Source organism: Xenorhabdus vietnamensis (genome assembly GCF_002127535.1).
GTDB lineage: Bacteria > Pseudomonadota > Gammaproteobacteria > Enterobacterales > Enterobacteriaceae > Xenorhabdus > Xenorhabdus vietnamensis.
Genome location: NZ_MUBJ01000002.1, coordinates 126288 through 147986 on the forward strand (window position 1 = coordinate 126288; position 21699 = coordinate 147986).

20 protein-coding genes are annotated in these 21699 nt (G+C 43.3%); 14 read left to right on the top strand and 6 right to left on the bottom strand.

What is annotated here, in order from left to right:
- Nucleotides 1–205: 205 nt before the first annotated feature.
- From nsrR to cysQ, 9 genes are all read left to right on the top strand, one after another.
- Nucleotides 206–625 (top strand): nitric oxide-sensing transcriptional repressor NsrR, encoded by a 420-nt coding sequence (gene nsrR, locus Xvie_RS02690; RefSeq protein WP_086107841.1) that lies wholly within the window; start codon nt 206–208, stop codon nt 623–625.
- A gap of 44 nt (nt 626–669) precedes the next feature.
- Nucleotides 670–3144, top strand: coding sequence for a ribonuclease R (gene rnr, locus Xvie_RS02695; protein ID WP_086107842.1), 2475 nt, complete (start codon nt 670–672; stop codon nt 3142–3144).
- A gap of 119 nt (nt 3145–3263) precedes the next feature.
- A complete protein-coding gene (gene rlmB, locus Xvie_RS02700; RefSeq protein ID WP_086107843.1) occupies nt 3264–4001 on the top strand; it encodes a 23S rRNA (guanosine(2251)-2'-O)-methyltransferase RlmB in 738 nt (245 codons plus the stop codon).
- Between the two features lie 209 nt (nt 4002–4210).
- On the top strand, nt 4211–4609 hold the full coding sequence (gene rpsF, locus Xvie_RS02705) for a 30S ribosomal protein S6 (RefSeq protein WP_086107844.1): 399 nt from the start codon (nt 4211–4213) through the stop codon (nt 4607–4609).
- A 5-nt stretch (nt 4610–4614) separates the two neighbouring features.
- Nucleotides 4615–4932 carry a primosomal replication protein N gene (gene priB, locus Xvie_RS02710; protein ID WP_086107845.1) on the top strand — a complete coding sequence of 106 codons (318 nt, stop codon included), beginning with the start codon at nt 4615–4617 and terminating at the stop codon, nt 4930–4932.
- A gap of 4 nt (nt 4933–4936) precedes the next feature.
- Nucleotides 4937–5164, top strand: a complete 228-nt coding sequence (gene rpsR, locus Xvie_RS02715) for a 30S ribosomal protein S18 (RefSeq protein ID WP_000135199.1) — start codon at nt 4937–4939, stop codon at nt 5162–5164.
- A gap of 38 nt (nt 5165–5202) precedes the next feature.
- The gene (gene rplI, locus Xvie_RS02720; protein ID WP_086107846.1) at nt 5203–5655 is read left to right on the top strand and encodes a 50S ribosomal protein L9; all 453 of its coding nucleotides are present in this window, start codon (nt 5203–5205) and stop codon (nt 5653–5655) included.
- Nucleotides 5656–5869: 214 nt separating this feature from the next.
- Nucleotides 5870–6490 carry a BamJ family beta-barrel-assembly machinery protein gene (gene bamJ / locus Xvie_RS02725; protein WP_086107847.1) on the top strand — a complete coding sequence of 207 codons (621 nt, stop codon included), beginning with the start codon at nt 5870–5872 and terminating at the stop codon, nt 6488–6490.
- A gap of 235 nt (nt 6491–6725) precedes the next feature.
- Nucleotides 6726–7469 carry a 3'(2'),5'-bisphosphate nucleotidase CysQ gene (gene cysQ, locus Xvie_RS02730; RefSeq protein WP_086108064.1) on the top strand — a complete coding sequence of 248 codons (744 nt, stop codon included), beginning with the start codon at nt 6726–6728 and terminating at the stop codon, nt 7467–7469.
- A gap of 91 nt (nt 7470–7560) precedes the next feature.
- On the opposite strand, the gene Xvie_RS02735 is transcribed toward cysQ, so the two are convergent.
- Entirely contained in the window at nt 7561–8118 is a 558-nt protein-coding gene (locus Xvie_RS02735) for a YtfJ family protein (RefSeq protein WP_086107848.1), read from the bottom strand.
- Between the two features lie 336 nt (nt 8119–8454).
- Here Xvie_RS02735 and Xvie_RS02740 point away from each other — a divergent pair, with 336 nt between their 5' ends.
- Entirely contained in the window at nt 8455–8661 is a 207-nt protein-coding gene (locus tag Xvie_RS02740) for a DUF1107 domain-containing protein (protein WP_086108065.1), read from the top strand.
- A 127-nt stretch (nt 8662–8788) separates the two neighbouring features.
- Here Xvie_RS02740 and paeA read toward each other — a convergent pair whose 3' ends face one another.
- Nucleotides 8789–10120, bottom strand: coding sequence for a polyamine export protein PaeA (paeA, locus tag Xvie_RS02745; RefSeq protein ID WP_086107849.1), 1332 nt, complete (start codon nt 10118–10120; stop codon nt 8789–8791).
- Nucleotides 10121–10277: 157 nt separating this feature from the next.
- Complete coding sequence (msrA, locus tag Xvie_RS02750) at nt 10278–10925, bottom strand: peptide-methionine (S)-S-oxide reductase MsrA (RefSeq protein ID WP_086107850.1); 648 nt, start codon at nt 10923–10925, stop codon at nt 10278–10280.
- A 137-nt stretch (nt 10926–11062) separates the two neighbouring features.
- Here msrA and tamA point away from each other — a divergent pair, with 137 nt between their 5' ends.
- Genes tamA through Xvie_RS02765 form a run of 3 tightly spaced genes read left to right on the top strand, consistent with a single transcriptional unit; the run spans nt 11063 to nt 16949 of the window.
- On the top strand, nt 11063–12805 hold the full coding sequence (gene tamA, locus Xvie_RS02755; RefSeq protein WP_086107851.1) for an autotransporter assembly complex protein TamA: 1743 nt from the start codon (nt 11063–11065) through the stop codon (nt 12803–12805).
- Nucleotides 12802–16599, top strand: coding sequence for an autotransporter assembly complex protein TamB (tamB, locus tag Xvie_RS02760; RefSeq protein WP_086107852.1), 3798 nt, complete (start codon nt 12802–12804; stop codon nt 16597–16599). Before tamA ends, tamB begins: the two co-directional genes overlap by 4 nt.
- 2 nt (nt 16600–16601) lie before the next feature.
- A complete protein-coding gene (locus Xvie_RS02765) occupies nt 16602–16949 on the top strand; it encodes a gamma-glutamylcyclotransferase family protein (protein WP_086107853.1) in 348 nt (115 codons plus the stop codon).
- A 156-nt stretch (nt 16950–17105) separates the two neighbouring features.
- Here the strand turns inward: Xvie_RS02765 and ppa are convergent, their stop codons facing one another.
- The 3 genes from ppa to fbp form a co-directional block, all read right to left on the bottom strand.
- A complete protein-coding gene (ppa, locus tag Xvie_RS02770) occupies nt 17106–17636 on the bottom strand; it encodes an inorganic diphosphatase (protein WP_086107854.1) in 531 nt (176 codons plus the stop codon).
- A gap of 301 nt (nt 17637–17937) precedes the next feature.
- Nucleotides 17938–18852 carry a hypothetical protein gene (locus Xvie_RS02775; protein ID WP_208612504.1) on the bottom strand — a complete coding sequence of 305 codons (915 nt, stop codon included), beginning with the start codon at nt 18850–18852 and terminating at the stop codon, nt 17938–17940.
- A gap of 157 nt (nt 18853–19009) precedes the next feature.
- Nucleotides 19010–20014, bottom strand: coding sequence for a class 1 fructose-bisphosphatase (fbp, locus tag Xvie_RS02780; protein WP_086107855.1), 1005 nt, complete (start codon nt 20012–20014; stop codon nt 19010–19012).
- Between the two features lie 182 nt (nt 20015–20196).
- Between fbp and mpl the strand changes: the two genes are divergently transcribed.
- The gene (gene mpl / locus Xvie_RS02785) at nt 20197–21567 is read left to right on the top strand and encodes a UDP-N-acetylmuramate:L-alanyl-gamma-D-glutamyl-meso-diaminopimelate ligase (protein ID WP_086107856.1); all 1371 of its coding nucleotides are present in this window, start codon (nt 20197–20199) and stop codon (nt 21565–21567) included.
- Nucleotides 21568–21699: the final 132 nt, after the last annotated feature.

Consider the following 21699-nt stretch of genomic DNA (forward strand, 5'->3'; position numbering starts at 1 on the left):
TTTTTAGGGAGTTTCTTCGGTTTGTCTGAGGTATTTTTATTTTTTTAGTTATTAGAACAAAGTAATAAGAGATAAATAAGCGAGTCTCCTGTTTTGCTTAATTCTTAAAATACCCACATAATGATGAACAACTAACGAAAACCAATAAACATACATTTTTTGGTTCCAAATAAATTCCGTTATATTCAATCTCCCAGAGGTGAGTGTGCAGTTAACCAGTTTTACCGATTATGGATTACGTGCTTTGATTTATATGGCTTCTTTACCTGAAGGCCAAATGACGAGCATTACAGAGGTCACTGAAGTTTATGGTGTCTCACGTAATCATATGGTAAAGATCATCAATCAACTTAGTCATTTAGGATTGGTGAATGCTGTCAGAGGAAAAAATGGCGGCATCAGTTTAGGTAAACCTGCCAACGAGATCAGAATTGGTGATGTAGTTCGCTCCTTGGAGCCACTTTCATTGGTCAACTGTAGTGCCTGTCAAATCACGCCTGCATGTCGCTTAAAATCAGTCTTGAATCAAGCGGTAGAAAATTTTTTGGAAGAGTTGGATAAACATACTTTGGCCGATATGGTCAAAGATAATCGTCCCCTTTATCAATTGCTTTTGGCTAAGTGAAGCAAGGGGATAAACAGCTTGCTGATGACAACAGAGGAATGACGATGTCAAAAGATCCTTTTCAGGAACGAGAGGCTGAAAAATACGAATCTCCTATCCCAAGCCGTGAATACATCTTGGATATCATTTCTAAACACACCATTCCGGTAAGCCGTCAGGAATTAGCACAAGAACTTCAGTTAACCACTCCAGATGCACAAGAAGCATTGCGCCGCCGTTTGCGGGCAATGGAACGTGATGGACAGTTGGTTTTTACCCGCCGCCAATGTTATGCATTGCCAGATCGGTTGGATTTATTGAAAGGCACGGTGATTGGACATCGTGATGGCTATGGTTTCCTGCGTGCGGAAGGCCACAAAGAAGATTTTTACCTGTCCGCCGAACAGATGAAAATGGCGATCCATGGGGATGTTATACTGGCGCAGCCTTTGCGACCAGACAGAAAAGGCCGCATTGAAGTACGCATCGTGCGGGTTTTGGAACCCAAATGCAGCCAGATTGTTGGCCGGTACTTTATAGACGCTGGCATGGGTTTTGTCGTTCCTGATGATAGCCGTCTGTGTTTTGATATCCTTATCCCAAAAGAAGCAATCTGCGGGGCGAGAATGGGTAATGTCGTGGTGGTTGAATTAACCAACCGCCCGACCCGTCGCACGAAAGCCATCGGTAAAATTGTTGAAGTGTTGGGTGAAAACATGGGAACGAACATGGCGGTCGAGATCGCGCTGCGCACCCATGAAATTCCACATAGCTGGCCGCCAATGGTAGAAAAGCAGGTCGCTGATTTGGATGAAAATGTGCCGGAATCTGCCAAACAGGGCCGTGTAGATTTACGTGATTTGCCGTTGGTGACGATTGATGGTGAAGATGCCCGTGATTTTGATGATGCGGTTTTTTGCGAAAGAAAACATGGCGGTGGTTGGCGGTTGTGGGTAGCGATTGCAGATGTCAGTTACTATGTTCGCCCGCAAACGGCTTTGGATGCAGAAGCACGCAGCCGTGGTAACTCTGTCTACTTTCCGTCCCAAGTCGTACCTATGCTGCCGGAAGTGCTGTCCAATGGATTGTGCTCCCTCAATCCGGAAGTTGATCGCCTATGTATGGTCTGCGAAATGACCATTTCTGCTCAGGGCAAATTGTCTTCCTACAAGTTTTACGAGGCGGTGATGAATTCACATGCCCGTTTGACTTATACAAAAGTTTGGAAGATTTTGCAGGGCGATCAAGAGTTGCGTGATCACTACAAGCCGCTGGTGAAGCATATTGAGCATCTGCATGAGCTTTATCAGGCACTGGAGCAGGCACGTGAACAGCGCGGGGCCATTTCGTTTGAATCTGAAGAAGCCAAGTTCATCTTTAATGCTGAGCGTCGTATCGAGCGCATTGAGCCTGTTGTACGTAACGATGCGCATAAACTTATCGAAGAGTGTATGATTTTGGCGAATATTGCGGCCGCTCGCTTTGTTGAAAAACATCACGAACCTGCGTTATATCGTATCCATGATCGACCAAAAGAAGAAAGTATTCTGAACCTGCGTTCGGTTTTCAACGAGTTAGGGTTGAGCTTGTTGGGGGGCATGACGCCAGATCCGAAAGATTATGCGCAATTGATGAAAGAAGTTGCCGACAGGCCGGATCGCGAATTACTGCAAACCATGTTGTTGCGTTCCATGAAGCAGGCGATTTACGAACCGGAAAACCGGGGACACTTTGGTTTGGCATTGCGCTCTTACTCTCACTTTACTTCGCCAATCCGCCGTTATCCTGATTTGGCTCTGCATCGGGCTATCAAGTATTTGTTGGCACAAGAAGAGCTGGTACAAAAAGAGCCAGTACAAAAAGATAGTGCTGCGGAGCATCGCTGGACGCCAACTGGGGGTTGGCACAACGACATGGAACACATGTTGCAATTGGGTGACCATTGCTCCATGACCGAGCGTCGTGCTGATGAAGCGACAAGGGATGTGGCAGACTGGCTGAAATGTGATTTTATGCAAGATCAGGTAGGTAATGTCTTCACCGGATTGATTACCAGCGTAACAGGCTTTGGTTTTTTTGTTCGCTTAAATGATTTGTTCATTGATGGCTTAGTGCATGTTTCGACGTTGGATAACGATTATTACCGATATGATAATGTTGGTCAGCGTTTGATTGGTGAATCTTCCGGGCAAACTTATCGTCTTGGTGATGAGGTAGAGATCCGTGTGGAAGCGGTTCACATGGATGAGCGCAATATCGATTTTGCCTTGCTTTCAACGACCCGTAAAGCACGCAATCAGGGTAAAACTGTTCGTGATAAGGCAAAAAAAGGTACGCCAGAGCGTAAAAATGGTAAAAAAGGCCGTGATCATAAAAAATCAGCCAATTTTGAGCCAGATAACACCTTTCGTAAAAAGAAAAGTGCGGAAAAGCCTAAGCCGGGTAATTCTAAGCAAGGCAAAAAGAAAAAACTGTCAAGCAAGACTAAGAAAATTACGGAAAAATTGAAGACAAAGCGTGCGAAAAAAAGCACAGAATAATGGTCGGTAAAAATTAGCCCGTAAAAGTTAGTCCATACTATCGTAAATCAGGGCGGATTCTACCGCCCGCTATTTTTCGGTATCTTATAAGATATCAGTAAGTTAGGTATCAGTCAGTCATGAGTGAAATTATCTACGGTATCCATGCCGTTAAAGCCTTGCTGGAGCGCGATCCACAACGTTTCATGGAAGTTTATGTGTTGAAAGGGCGTGAAGATCGCCGTTTAACACCACTGTTGCAGGAATTGGAAAGTATCGGCATTGCAGTACAAATTGCCAATCGCCAATGGCTGGATGCCCAAACGGAAGGTGCGGTCCATCAAGGAATCATTGCACGAGTCAAACCGGGGCGTCAGTATCAGGAAAATGACTTGCCGGATCTGTTATCCCGGTTGGATCGCCCATTCCTGCTGGTACTGGATGGTGTTACCGATCCACATAATCTAGGGGCTTGCTTGCGTACAGCGGATGCTGCAGGGGTGAATGCGGTTATTGTTCCCCGCGATCGTTCCGCACAATTGAATGCGACAGCCAAAAAAGTGGCCTGTGGCGCAGCAGAAAGTGTTCCGTTGATCCGTGTTACTAACCTTGCCCGGACATTGCGTTTACTGCAAGAACATAATATCTGGATTGTCGGAACTGCCGGTGAAGCTACACATGCTTTATACGAGAGTAAGCTGACTGGCCCGATGGCCTTGGTAATGGGAGCGGAAGGTGAAGGAATGCGCCGATTAACTCGCGAGCATTGTGATGAATTGATTAGTATTCCGATGGCCGGTTCTGTTTCTTCTTTGAACGTATCGGTTGCAACAGGGATATGCTTGTTTGAAATTGTGCGCCAGAGAAGTGCTCAGTAATTCTTTATCTGCATTGAATGACTTAATTTGAATAACTTAAAATCAACAGAAGAATAAAGGCGTTTTTCGCTATCTGTACCTTGAATTTTTTATATTGTATGGGTATAGTGACGCGTCAATTTTTCAGCCGTAACTAAACACGTTCCTTGCCTCCATGGGCCACGGCTGACCCTGACAGGAGGCTGAATAATCCGTAAGGAGCAATGCTAATGCGTCATTACGAAATCGTTTTTATGGTCCATCCTGACCAAAGCGAACAGGTTCCGGGCATGATCGAGCGTTACAGTGCGACTATCACTAACGCGCAAGGTCAGATTCATCGTCTGGAAGACTGGGGTCGTCGTCAACTGGCTTACCCAATCAACAAACTGCATAAGGCTCACTACGTTCTGTTGAACGTTGAAGCGCCACAAGAAGCGATTGATGAGCTGGAAACTAACTTCCGCTTCAACGACGCCGTTATCCGCAGCATGGTTATGCGCGTTAAGCACGCAGTAACTGAAGCATCACCAATGGTTAAGGCTAAAGACGAACGTCGCAGCCGTGATCTGGTCTTGGAAGAAGACTTGGTTGATGATGCTGATGAAGCTGGGGATTCTGAAGAGTAATTACCGTGACAACCAATCGTTTGGTGCTCTCTGGCACAGTGTGCAAGGCACCGATACGAAGAGTCAGTCCATCTGGTATTCCACATTGTCAGTTTGTGCTTGAACATCGTTCACAGCAACAGGAAGCCGGATTCAGCAGGCAGTCATGGTGCAGAATGCCCGTCATTGCCAGCGGACAGTTGTTACAGGAACATACTCACAGTATAACGGTCGGCAGCCGAATAGCCGTTTCAGGGTTCATTAATTCCCATTATGGGCGTAATGGTCTTAGCAAACTGGTTCTTCATGCCGAGCAGATTGAATTGATAGATTCTGGAGACTAGCCAAATGGCACGTTATTTCCGTCGTCGCAAGTTCTGCCGCTTCACCGCGGAAGGCGTACAAGAGATCGATTATAAAGATATTGCTACGCTGAAAAACTACATTACCGAAAGCGGTAAAATTGTACCAAGCCGTATTACTGGCACTCGTGCAAAATACCAGCGTCAGCTCGCTCGTGCTATCAAGCGTGCACGCTACCTGTCCCTGTTGCCTTACACTGATCGCCATCAGTAATAGGCTCAGTCCATTAACGACTTTGAGAGGATAAGGTAATGCAAGTTATTCTGCTTGATAAAGTAGCGAACCTGGGTAGCCTGGGTGACCAAGTTAACGTTAAAGCGGGTTATGCCCGTAACTTCTTAGTACCACAGGGCAAAGCTGTTCCTGCAACTAAGAAAAACATCGAATTCTTCGAAGCTCGCCGTGCTGAGCTGGAAGCTAAACTGTCTGACGTTCTGGCAGCAGCGCAAGCTCGTGCAGAGAAAATCAATGCACTGGGCGCTATCACCATCGCTTCTAAAGCGGGTGACGAAGGTAAACTGTTCGGTTCTATCGGTACTCGTGATATCGCTGATGCAGTTACTGCTGCTGGCGTTGAAGTATCTAAGAGCGAAGTTCGCCTGTCTAACGGTGTTCTGCGTACTGTTGGTGAGCACGAAGTTCACTTCCAAGTACACAGCGATGTATTCGCACAGTTGAACGTTAACATCGTTCCAGAAGCTTAATCTCTGATTAGCTGAAGAATATGTGACGATAAAAAACGCTGGCAATGCCAGCGTTTTTTTATGCCTCCGAAACACGCCTTAAATATCAGGACGTGGCAGTAGTTATACATCAATAATTGGTGTTTTACATTATTATTGATCCCCTTCACGCGTTTACCCATCTAGGCAGTGCTGTTATGCTTGAGCCTTCATTTATTTAATAACAGGTATTTTCATGACAAAACCTTCTTTTGAGTCTATTGAAGCACGTGCGAGTTACGGTATTGGCTTGCAGGTTGGGCAACAATTACAGGAATCTGGCTTACAAGGGTTGGAACCAGAAGCTCTGTTGGCAGGGTTATGTGATGCATTAGAAAGCCGGGCTCCTGCTATTCCTGTAGAAGAATTGCATCGTGCGCTACGTGAGATACATGAACGTGCTGATAGCGTTCGTCGTGAACGTCAGCAGGTGATGGCAGAAGAAGGCAAAAAATTCTTGGCGGAAAATGTTCAGCGTGAAGGCGTGAGCAGCACTGAATCTGGTCTGCAATTTTCTGTCCTGACACAAGGTGATGGAGCTATCCCTGCCCGTACCGACCGTGTTAGTGTTCACTATACTGGTCGCCTGATTGATGGCACTGTATTTGATAGTTCAGTACAGCGCGGTACACCAGCAGAATTTCCTGTCAGCGGAGTGATTCCTGGTTGGATTGAAGCGTTGACTTTGATGCCAGTAGGTTCTAAATGGGAACTCTATATCCCTCACAATCTGGCTTATGGTGAGCGTGGTGCAGGTGCGTCCATTCCTCCTTACAGCACATTGATCTTCGAAGTAGAATTACTGGAAATCTTGTAATTCTATTGCTCTGCAATTGTATTGATAATTAAGCAAATAGCCGGTTAGCCGGCTATTTTTTTACGCGTATTTGGGAATCATAGAGGAATAAAGTATTCGCTATTCCAGTAAAAAATGCGCTAAAAATGTATCTTAAAATGGTATACCCAAAATAGATTTCAATTTGCAGTACAGCCAAAAAATTGCAATTTGAAAGTATGAAGGGGTAGCTGAACAATGAACGCAGAGGTGTATGATGCTACAACAGATCTGCCAATTGGCACGGGAAGCAGGCGCGGCGATCATGGAGGTTTATCAGGCTGAACAACCATTGCAAGTAGAGCATAAAATGGATGATTCGCCTGTTACTGTCGCGGATATTGCCGCTCATAAGATCATCCAAGCGGGATTGTTACGTATTACGCCTGATATCCCGTTGTTATCAGAAGAAGATCCTCCTACATGGGAGGAACGGAAAAACTGGCAGCGCTATTGGCTGGTTGATCCGTTAGATGGTACGAAAGAATTTATTCGCCGAAATGGTGAGTTTACCGTCAATATCGCACTGGTAGAAAATGGTGTGCCTGTGATGGGCGTTGTCTATGTTCCTGTGCAGAATGTTTTGTATTCAGGGCAGGGGCGTCAGGCATGGAAAGAGATCAATGGTCAGACACTTCCTATCAAAGTGATGTCGGCGAAGCCTCCAATCGTGGTAGTCAGTCGTTCTCACAGGGATGATGAGGAGTTAAAAGATTATCTTTCCCAGTTGGGTGTGCACGATATACTTTCGGCCGGATCTTCACTCAAGTTCTGCATGGTTGCAGAGGGAAAGGCTCAACTTTACCCGCGCTTTGGGCCGACCAACATCTGGGATACTGGTGCCGGCCATGCCATTGCTATTGCTGCGGGGGCGCACGTAACGGATTGGGAAGGGAAAACACTAAATTATACACCACGTGAATCTTTTCTGAATCCAGGATTCAGAGTCAGCATTTTTTGATATTAAAGTGATAATGGTTCACAGTGGGAGAACCATTATCACTGTACGATTATTAGAATTACCGCGATTAAAAATCAGAGGTATTTTTAGGTTATTTTTTCAATTCGCCTTTGATCAGGCTGATGACATGCGTGATTTCTTCTTTACTTAACTTGCCATCTTTGACAAATTTCACGTTGCCGTTTTTATCCAGCACAATGATTGCAGAACTTTTAGGTTCCAGTCCCCAAGCCTTTTTAGCCAGTCCGTTACTGTCTACAATAAATTGTGACCATGGAAACTGTTTTTTGCTGTCCTCAAGACTATTGCGAACAAAAATGCTGGTGCCAAAAATAGCATCATCGGTATTCACGATGGTGGTTGTTTGATATTTATCCTTGGGTAAATCAGCATTTTTCAATGCTTGAATCAAGGGATCGTTCATCTCTTTTGCGGCGCTACGACCGGCAATGTGCTGGATCGTTCTTACCTTACCCGGCAGTTCAGTGTTGCTCCAATTTTGGTAGCTGAATTTACCGTTTTTTAGTAACAGCTCACCTTTGTCTGTCACACTGACCGCGGGAACTTGTTGTTCTAATGTGATGTTATGGGCGAATGCAAATATTGACGTTAAACTCAATATTGCAGATAACACAATGTTTTTTATCATCTTTATACCTCATTTATCATGGTGTGGCATGTTATCAAGGAACACCTTATTCAGCATAGCGCTTGTTAGCTGGTCTGTCCTCAATAAAATAAACAATTTGATAACATTCAGGATAAGATATAAGTAAACAAGATGAAGTATATAACTTAATGCTCACTAATATCATTAAGTTACATAAAATTAGTGATTGAATCTTGATCTTCAGGGGAACAAATTTCTATATATGTAGTCTATACATTTTGCATCACAGTGATGTGTCTTCTGACTCAGTGATTATGTGATGCAATAGAAGAATAGAACAGTACCGTAAGAAGCATGGGAGGAAAAAAAACAGAGATGAAAATCTTTCGACATTATAACCCACTGAAAATTGCTCTCTACGTAAAAACTCTATTTCGTGGGCGTTTATATATTAAGGACATGGGCGCTTTTGAATTTAATTATGGAAAGATTTTACTTCCGAGGATAAAAGATAAACGTCATTTCCATGTAATGAGTGAAGTTAATCAGCAAGTATTACGCTTACAGACCGAAATGGGATGAGGTTTTTCAACTATCCATTACTGATGACTATCCATTACTGATGAGGGTGTAATAAGAACAATAGCATACATACCATTAGTGTAATAAACGGCCTGACGGCCGTTTTTTGATCTTGTCCTCGTTATGTTTATGCTTCATTCGGTTGCTCATTGTTGGAAGGATTGGATTGCGCGTGAGTATCGACAACTTTTGTCACCAACAATTGATCGATTTTATAATTATCGATATCGACCACTTCAAATTTATAGCCACTGAATTTCACATAATCCGTGCGTTTTGGAATTTTTCTCAGGCGGAACATCATAAAGCCCGCGATAGTTTCATAATTACTGGAGTCTGGGAAATCATCAATGTCCAGAACCCGCATGACGTCTTCAATTGGTGTGCCGCCTTCAACCAGCCACGAATTTTCATCCCGTATAACGATTTGTTCTTCTTGGCCCTGCCCGACTAAGTCTCCCATTAAGGTAGTCATGACGTCATTAAGAGTGATGACACCCATTACCAAGGCATATTCATTGAGAATAATAGCGAAGTCTTCTCCAGCGGCTTTGAAACTTTCCAGTGTATCAGAGAGTGAAAGCGTGTCAGGGATCATCAAGGCGTTGCGGATTTGGACACCATCTTTCAGGTTGAGGTTTTGTCCATTCAAGACATTGTTGAGCAAATCTTTTGAGTCCACATAACCGATAACATGGTCAATGTCACCATCACAAACAAGGAATTTTGAGTGAGGATGAGTGGAGATTTTTTCTTTGATGCTGTTTTCATCTTCATTCTTGTCAAAATACACAATACTTTCACGGGAAGTCATGGCTGAAGGGACTGTGCGAGACTCCAGTTCGAAAACATTTTCAATTAACTCATGTTCTTGTTTGCGGAGTACACCAGCAATGGCTCCCGCTTCAACGACAGCGTAAATATCGTCAGATGTGATATCTTCATTGCGTTCCATCGGGATCTTAAAGATTTTGAGGATACAGTCGGCCAGACCATTGAACAACCAAACCAGAGGACGGCAAATTGCCAGACAGAAACGCATTGGATTGACAATTCTCACGGCAACGGCTTCGGGCTTAATCATGCCAATGCGTTTAGGGGTTAAATCAGCAAGCAGGATAAAGGTACTGGTAACGATAGTAAAAGAGCAGATGAATCCCAGTTGATCTGCCCATTCTGGTCGCATGAATTTTATAAACAGCACCTTCAATGCGGGTGAAAAGGCGGATTCTCCCATTACCCCCGCAAGGATTGCTACGGCATTTAGGCCGATTTGAACCACAGTAAAGAACATACCGGGAGTTTCTTGCAGCTTAAGGACATGGGCAGCATTGAGGTTCCCTTCATCGGCCATCATTTTTAATTTTATTCTTCTTGAAGCAGCCAGAGAAATTTCTGATAACGAAAAAAATGCGCTAATAGCACAAAGTAAAAGTATTACTAATAAACTGTTTAACATAAAGTATCCGTGTTTTATCTCCAGTAATAGGGTAGGTTTTATTTGAATAGCACTGGAGGCGAGATGAAAAATTATACAAATAAAAAGTATTACGGCTAGGTGCTGCAAGATCAATAAGTTTAGCCCAATGATTATAACATTGGGCTCACTAAATCGGCTAGTTTTTGTTCGTTGGTGGGAAGCAAATCCCAATACCACCTAATCCACAATATCCTTCAGGATTTTTATGGAGATATTGCTGATGATAATCTTCCGCAAAATAGAATGGCCCAGTTTCGCTAATCTCCGTTGTGATAGTGCGTTGATCGCTATTTTTTTCCATTGTTTGCTGGTATTGATTGCGGCTGGCAATTGCCTGTTCATACTGTTGTGGTGAAACCGTGTAAAGAGCAGAACGGTACTGGGTACCGATATCACCATGCTGGCGCATGCCTTGGGCTGGATCGTGATTTTCCCAGAACAGAGTGAGTAATTGTGAATAAGTAATTTTGGTTGGATCAAATACGATCCTGACTATTTCTGCATGACCAGTTAAGCCAGTGCAGACTTCTTCATAAGTTGGATTTGGCGTAGTGCCACCACTGTACCCCACTGAGGTGGTGTAAATGCCTTCCTGTTGCCAGAAAAGGCGTTCAACGCCCCAGAAACATCCCATTCCTACATAGGCTATTTCCATGTTTTCTGGGATATTATTTATCGCATGCTTTGTGATGACATGGTAGGGTGATACGGTCAATGGGATGGCCCTACCAGATAGGACATCCTGTGAAGAAACATGTTGGCTTTCATTGACTGAATTTGGCAAGATTCTCTCCTGTTATTCACGAATTTTATGATTATGTGTTGCTTGTATATCTTTAAAACTTTACCAGAATTAATTTATTGCAGCATTTTTATATTGTTGGGTTTTACCCTACAGATAGATAAATATTAGGAGTCCGAGTGTCACGATATCCCCTCATATGTGCGCTTTTTGTATCTATCATCACTCCGTCGGCTTATAGTGCAAATTTACGGTTAAAAATAGAAGGGCTTTCTGGCGAATTAGAAAAAAATGCCAGAGTACAACTTTCAAATATCAGCACTGATGAAGTTGCTCCTGATGGACGTTTTCGAGCTAGGGTGGAGAAAGCGATACAAAAAGGGCTTCGTCCATTGGGATATTATGCTCCCTCCGTTACATTTACCTATCAAGAGAATACACCTCCCGCCCGTCCTGTTTTAACAGCAAAAGTAACGCTTGGCGAACCTGTGAAAGTCGCTGAAGTCAATGTTGGTTTGGAAGGTGGTGCTAAAACAGATAAAGATTATGCCGTCCTTATCAAAAAAAATATGCCCAAAAAAGGGACGATACTTAATCACGCTGAATATGAAGATTTTAAAAGCGCATTGACTAATTTAGCTGTTAAGAAAGGCTATTTTGATGCGGTGATGAAGAAAAGTGAGTTGGGAGTATCAAAAGAGCTGCACGAATCTATCTGGGGTTTTGATTTTGATAGCGGGCAACGTTATCGCTTTGGCCCTGTGGCATTCCACAGATCGCAAATTAGTGAAACTTATTTGGATAACCTGATTCCTTTCAAACAAGGTGAATACTATACCTCAGAACAATTAGCTGAATTTAACCGCCGCCTGGTAAACACTGGATGGTTTAACTCTGTGGTTGTTGTGCCTGATTTTAAAGTGGGGCGTGAGAGCAAGGATAAGATATTGCCATTGGATGCATCTTTGGTCCCTCGCTCTGCCAATTATGTCGAATTGGGTGGCGGTTATGCGACAGATGTTGGGCCTCATGTTCAGGTTAAATGGAAAAAACCGTGGCTTAATTCCAGTGGGCATAGTCTGAGTACTAACCTTAACCTTTCTGCACGAGAACAATTAATTGATGGCTCATATAAAATGCCGCTTAAGGTCAACCCTCTTGAAGAATATTATCAACTACAAACGGGTTATAAACGTAAAGATATTAACGATACCATTGCGGATACGGCAACTTTGAACCTTTCCCGTAACTGGGATCGTTTTACGGGCTGGCAGTATGGCGTTAATCTCCGCTGGAGTCTTAGCCACTTTACGCAGGCCAACGTAACAAACACTACTATGTTGCTTTATCCGGGAGTAAGTGTCAGCCGTATTCGCCAACGTGGCGGTACTATGCCTTATTGGGGAGACAGCCAGCGTTACTCGATTGATATTTCTGATACAGCCTGGCAGTCCAATGTTGATTTTTTTGTGTTACAGGCTCATCACGTCTGGGTTAGAACTTATCAGGAGAATCATCGCTTTGTAGTGCGGGCAGATTTGGGCTGGATAGAAACTAATGAATTCGACAAAGTGCCACCAGATCTTCGCTTCTTTGCCGGAGGAGATCGCAGTATCCGAGGGTATAAATACCAGAAAATTTCACCGACAGATAGTGAAGGTAAATTAATAGGGGCATCAAAGTTGGCGGTTGGTTCGTTGGAGTATCAATACAATATTTATGGTAATTGGTGGAGTGCCTTATTTGTAGATTCGGGTGAAGCTGTGGATGATATTAAGAGGAGTAATTTCAAAACAGGTGCGGGAATTGGTGTGCGCTGGGCTTCACCTGTTGGGCCGATAAAATTTGATTTGGCGACTCCGATCGGAGATCCAAATAGTCATAATGTTGAATTTTACATCGGCTTAGGGGCTGAGCTATGAAGTGGGCAAAAAGGGTTAGCATTGCTTTCCTGCTGATTGTTGGCCTGTTATTGATAACCGTTGTGGGGCTGGTCGGTACACAAACTGGCTTGCATTTTGTGATTAAAAGCGCGGTACGTTGGGTGCCCGGATTGGATATTGCCAATGTTAGTGGTGGCTGGCGCAATTTGACGCTAAAGGGCGTGAAATATGAGATGCCGGGAGTTAACGTTAATGCTGATAATTTATATCTCTCTATGCGGCTTTCCTGCCTGAAACACAGTCAGGTGTGTGTCAACGCATTGACGACTGAAGGTGTGGCCATTTCGGTGAATACTGCTGAACTTCCACCGTCGGCACCCCCTTCTAAATCGGAACCATTGACTGAATTGCAAACACCGTATCCTATCTCACTGGACTTGCTTTCCTTGAAGAACGTTCATGTGAAGGTAGATGGTATCGCCATTACATTGGATGAGTTTAAAACTGGGGCGCAGTGGCAGGAAAAGCAGCTGATATTAAAACCCACAGCAATTAATAAATTGTTGGTGGCATTACCAAAGAGTTCATCTGAAAAAATCGGGACAGTCCAAAAAACAAAATCAAAGGATAAGCAGCAGTCTGAAACTGAGAAATCATTGGGTGAAACATTGAAGGCGCTGTTTGCCAAACCTCTATTAACGGAGCTACCCAATATTCCCATTCCTCTTGATATCACCGTGGAAGGTATCCATGGCCGGCATCTTCATTTAACGGGTGATACCGACATCAAGATTAATGATTTGCAACTACAGGCCAGAAATCAGGGGCAGGTGGTCAATATAAAAACGTTGAATCTACAGGCACCTGAAGGCTCACTGGCGATACAGGGGATAGTAAAACTCTCTGAACAATGGCCAGTCAACTTAGTGGCTACGGGAAATGTAGATAATTTAAATGATGTAAATCTGGACGACTTGAAAGGGCAAAAAATTGATTTAACGCTAAAAGGTGCGTTATTGCAGCAGCTTGATCTTGTATTGAATCTTTCTGGCCCTGTCGCCGCCAGTCTGGATGCTCAGACTGAATTGGCAAAAGCAGATTTGCCTGTGCGTCTGACATTAGAAAGCCGCCAATTACAATGGCCATTGAAAGGTAAGCCAGAATATCAGCTTGATGGTGTCAAATTGCGTTTGAATGGTCAGGCTAGTAGTTACGACCTTTCTTTTCGTTCTGATATTAAGGGCAATGATCTTCCCCCTGCATTGCTGACGTTGGATGCGAAAGGCAATGAAGAATTGCTTAAATTAACACGTTTGCGTTTGGCTGCATTGCAGGGTAAAGCAGATATTTCAGGCGTAATTGATTGGAGTAAGGCCATTAGTTGGAATACCAATCTCGTTTTGGATGGCATTAATACAGCCAAACAATGGCCAGAATGGCCTGCCAAGATGGATGGTAAAATAGCAGTTCGTGGCAGCCTGTATGGCGGAAGCTGGCAGCTACAGATCCCCAAGATTGCTCTTGATGGTCATGTGAAACAAAATGTAGTTAAAGCATATGGCAAGGCATCAGGTAATGCGGCGGGTCAGTGGGATATTCCTCAACTCGATCTTGTAGTTGGACGTAATACCTTAAGTGTACAAGGCCGGCTTACGGATGAAGCGTGGAAACTCGATGGTGAAATTAATGCGCCGCAATTAGACGGTTTACTTCCGGGCTTAGCTGGCTTTATTGCTGGTAATATCAAACTGCGTGGCAACATGAAAGCCCCACAGATTGTGGCTGATTTGAACGCGCATAGGGTACGCTGGCAGGATGATTTAAGAGTGGATAGCGCCACTATTAAGGGGGATGTGCGCTCGGCTGAACAGATTCAAGGCCAGTTATCGATTGTTGTACATCAATTGAAACAGGCAGATTTAACTATCAAGAATTTGATACTCAACGCTAAGGGCACAGAAAGGAAACATGATTTACAACTGAAAATCGAGGGTGCTCCGGTATCAGGCCAGTTGGCACTCAATGGCAGCTTTGATCGCCAAAAAGAGCGCTGGAAAGGCAGCATCAATAATACTTATTTCGATACACCTGTCGGTGAGTGGCGTTTAAGCAAAGCGATATCCATAGATTATTTCAATTTACAGAAAAAAGTCTTGGTTGGAACTCATTGCTGGCTTAATCCCAATGCACATCTTTGTATTTCAAAACCTATTGAAGCGGGAACCAGCGGCCATGCACAAGTGGCGCTTGAACGCTTTGATTTAGCCATGATCCAGCCATTCCTTGATAAAAGCACTCAGCTTAAGGGGGTATTCAGTGGTAATGCTGATATCAGATGGGTAGAAGCACAGGGGTTGCCGCAAGCAAAAGTTGTTCTTCAAGGGGATGGTGTGCAAGTTCGTCAGATTGTGGAAGGTAATACATTCCCGGTTGATTTTGAAACATTCACCTTGAATGCAGGGTTAACAAATGGCAGGGCTAATTTGTCATGGTTATTCAAATTGGCTGGCAATGGACAGTTGAAAGGTAATATGCAGGTAGCTGATTTAGAAGGCAGCCGAAAATTATCGGGGAATGTAGATATTCAAGCACTGTCCTTAAAGCTGATTAAGCCTATTTTGGGTAAAGGTGAAAAAGCAGAGGGGGGATTAAATGCGAATTTACGTATTGGTGGAAATGCTAAGAACCCTCTGTTATTTGGCCTATTTAAAGCTGATGACTTGAAAATGAGTAGCCATTGGCTTCCATTCGATATCACCCAGGGCCAGTTAGCCGTTCAGTTTGCAGGCACCAATTCTAATTTAAATGGCATGATTAATACACCTAAGGGACAACTAAACCTGAATGGTTATGCCGATTGGCGCAATTTAGATGCATGGTACGCCAGAATTGCTGCCAATGCTGACAAGCTACGCATCATTGTTCCTCCGATGGTAAAGGTGGATATCAGCCCGGATTTAGTGTTGGAGGCGAAACCAAATCTATTGAAACTCGATGGTAATGTGAATATCCCATGGGCACGTATTAAGGTTCAAGAGTTACCGGAATCAGCGGTAGGTGTTTCTTCTGATGAAGTCATGTTGGATAAAAACCTCCAGCCAATAGAGAAGAAAAAACCATCTATTTTGATTCAAAGTAACTTAAATGTTCATATTGGCAATGATGTGCACTTGGATGCCTTTGGTTTAAAGGCACAGCTCAAAGGGGTGTTGAAAGTCCTTCAGGATAAACAGGGATTGGGGCTGAATGGTCAGATTGATATCCCGGAAGGGCGCTTCCATGCTTATGGACAAGATTTGCAAGTTCGTAAGGGAACCATTCTGTTCTCTGGCCCACCAGAGCAGCCATTGTTGAACATTGAAGCTATCCGTAACCCTGAATCGACAGCAAACAAAGTTATAGCTGGTGTACGTGTCACGGGCTTGGCAGATAAACCTAAAGTAGAAGTCTTTTCTGATCCAGTAAAATCACAACAGGAAGCCTTATCTTACTTATTACGCGGTGAAGGTTTGGAAAAAGGGGACTCTGACAACTCGCAAATAACGGCAATGCTGATTGGATTGGGGGTTGCCCAGAGTGGTCAATTAATCGGTAAGATTGGGAAAACTTTTGGTGTTTCTGATTTGGCCCTGGATACTCAGGGTGTAGGTAATAAATCTCAGGTTGTTGTCAGTGGGAGAATTACCAACGACTTACAAGTGAAGTATGGCGTTGGCATTTTTGACTCTTTGGCGACACTGACGTTACGTTATCGTGTTATGCCAAGATTGTATCTGGAAGCAGTATCTGGTATTGATCAAGCTTTAGATTTGCTCTATGAGTTTGAGTTTTAAAGATGCGAATTATTGTTTATGGTAGCCTGAGGCGAAAACAAGGCAATCATCACTGGATGACTGACGCCCAATTGTTAGGAGAACATAGATTAGAAGGCTATGAAATTTATGATCTGGGGCACTATCCGGCGGTTATCCGTGGTGAAGGCACAATCGAGTGTGAAGTATATCGTATTACGCCATCGATCCTGACAGAATTGGATGAATTGAAAAAGAACTTTCAGGAGTACCAAAGGGAGCTGATTGAAACACCTTATGGTAAGGCATGGATCTATCTCTATAACTTGTCTGTTGAAGGGTTGCATAGGATAACAAGTGGTGATTGGCTGAAACGCCACGGAGAAGAGTAAAAATTAGTGGTTTGTTGTGTGATTTTGTTTTTATGTAGTTATAAATGAATTGTGCCAGCAAAGATTACTCTGACAAAATCGAGAGACAAACAAAAACCTCTGTCCTTGTCGAGGCAGAGGTTTTTTTGCATCAGAATCCGCAATTATCTGTTCGGATTATTTTTTTGCAGCGCGTTCGAAAGAAGACAGAATTTCAGCTTTAGCAGCCTCAATGTTATCCCAGCCATCAACTTTCACCCACTTGCCTTTTTCCAGATCTTTGTAGTGCTCAAAGAAGTGAGTGATTTGGGCACGCAGTAATTCTGGAAGATCGTTCACATCTTTGATGTGATCATATTCTTTGCTCAGTTTGGTGTGAGGAACTGCGACCAATTTTGCATCTTCACCTGATTCGTCAGTCATTTTCAGAACACCGACTGGACGGCAGCGGATAACAGAACCTGGCTGTAATGGGTATGGTGTTGGAACCAATACGTCAACTGGGTCGCCGTCAAGGGACAGAGTATTATTGATGTAACCATAGTTACATGGATAGAACATTGCGGTTGACATGAAACGGTCTACAAACAGAGCACCAGATTCTTTGTCTACTTCATATTTGATTGGATCTGCGTTTGCTGGGATCTCAATGATGACGTAGATATCTTCAGGCAGTTCTTTTCCCGCCGGTACGTTGTTCAGGCTCATAAAAAGTTTCCTTCAATTTCAAACCAAAATGGAGTGCGGGGTATTATAGCCAAAACAGGCTTAAAGTAATTCCATTTTTCTGTGTTATGCCCGTATCCTTGTGGGTTATGAAAATCACAGCCCAGAAATCATCTATGATTTATTCTATGACTTCTGGTAGCAGTATTTTTTCAACCATTGTTCACAAAACTAAGGCAGGTTAGATAAATTGTAGGGAGGCATATTTTTTGTAATTGGAGAGGAAAGAAATAGAGCCAGTTTTAGAGTGAGGGTGTGGTTAAACTGGCTGATTTGAATGATTTTATCCGCCAAACTTATTGACTGGTAAATAAGATTCTCCTGTTTGTGATGCATGTCTTCGTAATCTTGAAATAATTTCTTTGAAGCACATGTTTCCTGTAAGAAACATGTATAGGTGACTAGCATCCATAATAATAAGAGTAGTTTTACTGCCAGAAGCTTCAGATACCGCAATACGACTGTATCCTGCAATCGATACCATAATTCCCATAGTATTATCAGCCATTTTATTTACTTTAGCTTTGAGGCTATCAATGTCTGTTGCATCTGATTGTTCTTTGGTGAATTTTAATTCAATAATATAAGTTGTCCCCTCGTGTGTCAGTGAACCATCGATTTGTCTGCCACCAGTTTTATATGGTCTACGATTTGTTATTTCACAATAGTCTAAGAGTTCATAAAACCACTTTTCAAACTCATACCCTCCAACTTGTGTTCCCACTTTTGAATGTAAATCATTTAGGTTATCTTGGAGCTTAGATTTGTCTGTGGCCGCCCTTTGAATTTTTAAGCGTTCTTCATGAGCTCTTTTTTGGTTGGCTTTTTTTTCTTCCTCGCTTCTGGCCTCTTCATTTTTTTGTTTAAGGTATTTTTTTAATTCATTAACAGCATGCGTAGCTTCTTGAATTTTCTGTTTTGAATCTTCCCAATTACATAAATCAGGAAAAGTTGTCTGTTCTGATAAGTTATGTGCCATTTGAAGGGTAACAGCGTGGCCTTTGGGATTCTTCTGTAGCTCAGGAAAAAGTCTATCCAAAAATTCACGTTTTGATTCGTTGTATGACCAAGAATCAACAAATTTTTCGGCAATATATGAAGCTAAGAGAAATTTACGCAGAGCATTTTTACGCCAAAAAGATTTCAATACAGCTTCATATACGAGTTCAATCAGGCGAGGTGTGATTTTTGTAGTCAACTCTAACAGTCCCTTTAACGATGGATAAGATAAGAGTTAGTTTATTTCATTAGATATTTAAAACAAAATGATAGAGTACTTTTATCCCCAATACGCTACAAGTTAAAGAGGCGAAACTGCGCCTCTTTAACTAAAACTAACTCATGAATAAATTGGCTTACTCGTCTGGAAATTCAGCCATAAAACTCTCGGCTTTTTCCACCATTGATTTGGTTCCCACGAAGAAAGGAACGCGCTGATGCAATTTAGTTGGTGTTATGTCCAGAATGCGGCTGGTACCATCACTGGCTTTGCCGCCAGCCTGTTCAGCAAGGAGCGCAATCGGGTTGCACTCGTACAACAGGCGTAGCTTTCCGGTCGGATGGCTTGCGGTGCTTGGGTAAATATAGATTCCACCTTTCAGCAAATTGCGGTGGAAATCTGCAACCAGAGAGCCGATATAACGGGTAGTGTAAGGACGTTGGGTCGCTTCGTCCTGCTCCTGACAATATTTGATGTATTTTTTCACACCCATCGGGAATTTGATGTAGTTCCCTTCGTTGATCGAGTACATATTACCCTTTTCTGGGAATTGGACTTTTTCATGGGTTAGGCAGAACACACCAAGGGAAGGATCATAAGTAAAAGTATGGACACCACAGCCTGTAGTGTAAACCAGCATTGTGGATGAACCATAAACCACATAACCTGCTGCAACCTGACGATTTCCCGGTTGCAGAAAATCCTCTTCAGTGACAGGCTGACCAATCGGGGTAATTCGATGGTAAATCGAGAAAATAGTCCCGACGGAAACGTTTACATCAATATTCGAAGAACCATCCAGTGGATCCATCAAAACAACATACTTTGCATTTTCTGCTCGATCGCCATCAAAAATAACGATCTCGTCTTCTTCCTCAGAAGCAATGCCTGCAACTTCGCCGCGTGCTTTCAGGGCTGCCTTGAGTTTTTCATTGGCATATAAGTCCAGTTTCATCTGAACTTCACCCTGAACATTAGATACGCCACTAGCGCCTAAAATATCTACCAGCCCGGCTTTATTGATATCCCTATGAATGATTTTGGCACCTAACTTGATGGCAGACAGCAAAGCAGTCAGTTCACCTGTAGCATGAGGAAAATCTTGCTGCTTTTCGACGATGAATTCGCCTAATGTTTTCATGACAAAGGCCTTGAATTTGATTGTGGTTTTAGGAAGCGTGCTTCACTTTTGTGTCGCACTCATGCGCGGGCAGTTTAGCTAAAGAATCAGATGATTCATAGGTTATTGCATTTCTAATCTCTTCTAATCTCTGATTTGATGGTTAGAATAGTGATACAGTTCATGATATCAGGTAGAAATAAATGCGTATTCATATTCTCGGCATTTGCGGTACTTTTATGGGAGGATTGGCGATCCTCGCTCGTGCACGGGGCCATGAAGTGACTGGCTCTGATGCCAATGTATATCCACCAATGAGCACCCTGCTGGAAAAACAGGGTATTGAGCTGATTCAAGGATACGATCCGGCGCAACTTGATCCCGCTCCAGATCTGGTGATCATTGGCAACGCCATGACGCGCGGCAATCCTTGTGTGGAAGCTGTGCTGGATCGTGGCATTCCTTATACTTCCGGCCCACAATGGCTGCATGATCATGTATTGCCGGAACGTTGGGTATTGGCTGTCGCGGGGACCCATGGCAAAACAACAACGGCAGGTATGCTGGCTTGGATTTTGGAAGACTGTGGCTATAAACCAGGATTTTTGATCGGTGGTGTGCCGGGGAATTTCGAGGTTTCAGCGCAAATCGGTGAAAGCCCATTTTTTGTAATTGAAGCTGATGAATACGATTGTGCTTTTTTCGATAAGCGTTCAAAATTTGTCCATTACAGTCCCCGTACACTGATCATGAACAATCTCGAATTTGATCATGCTGACATTTTTGAAAATTTGGGTGCTATTCAAAAACAATTCCACCACCTCATCAGGGTTGTACCGAGTACAGGGAAAATCATTGTTCCTGATAATGATGTTAATTTGAAGCATGTGCTCTCTATGGGATATTGGAGTGAGCTGGAGCAGATTGGAGAAAGCGGTAATTGGCAGGCGAAGAAAGTCAGTCAGGACAGCAGTAGCTACCAAGTATTCCATCACGGTGAATTGATTGGGGAAGTGAAGTGGTCATTAGTTGGTGAACACAATATGCATAATGGTTTGATCGCGATTGCTGCAGCCCATCATGTGGGAGTTCAACCTGCCGATGCTTGTCGGACACTAAGCAAATTTATTAATGCCCGCCGTCGCCTTGAATTATGCGGCGAAGTCAATGGTATCACTGTGTATGACGATTTTGCCCATCATCCAACAGCGATCTTAGCCACAATGGAAGCACTGAGAAGTAAAGTGGGCGGCATGGCTCGCATTCTTGCTGTTCTGGAGCCTCGGTCGAATACTATGAAAATGGGGATGAGCAAAAATGAGATTGCGCCTTCCATGGGACGCGCTGATGAAGTTTTTCTCTATCAACCCACCAATATTCCGTGGCAAGTTATTGAAATTGCTGAGCAGTGTGTTCAGCCCGCCCGTTGGAGTGCTGATATTGATGCCTTGGTTAGAATGATTGTAGAAACGGCACAGCCGGGCGACCATATTCTGATTATGAGTAACGGCGGGTTTGGTGGAATTCATGAGAAGCTATTGGCTGAATTGACGAAGAAAGCGAGCACGGGCTAACCGTTATGCTCTCTGTAATAAGGGATCGCGCCTATTGGACGATCCTTTTCTCATCACATATTCCTTTATCTTCCAATGCAATATTTCTCAGATCAATATCTTCTAAGATAAACCATCATGTGAAATTGATTG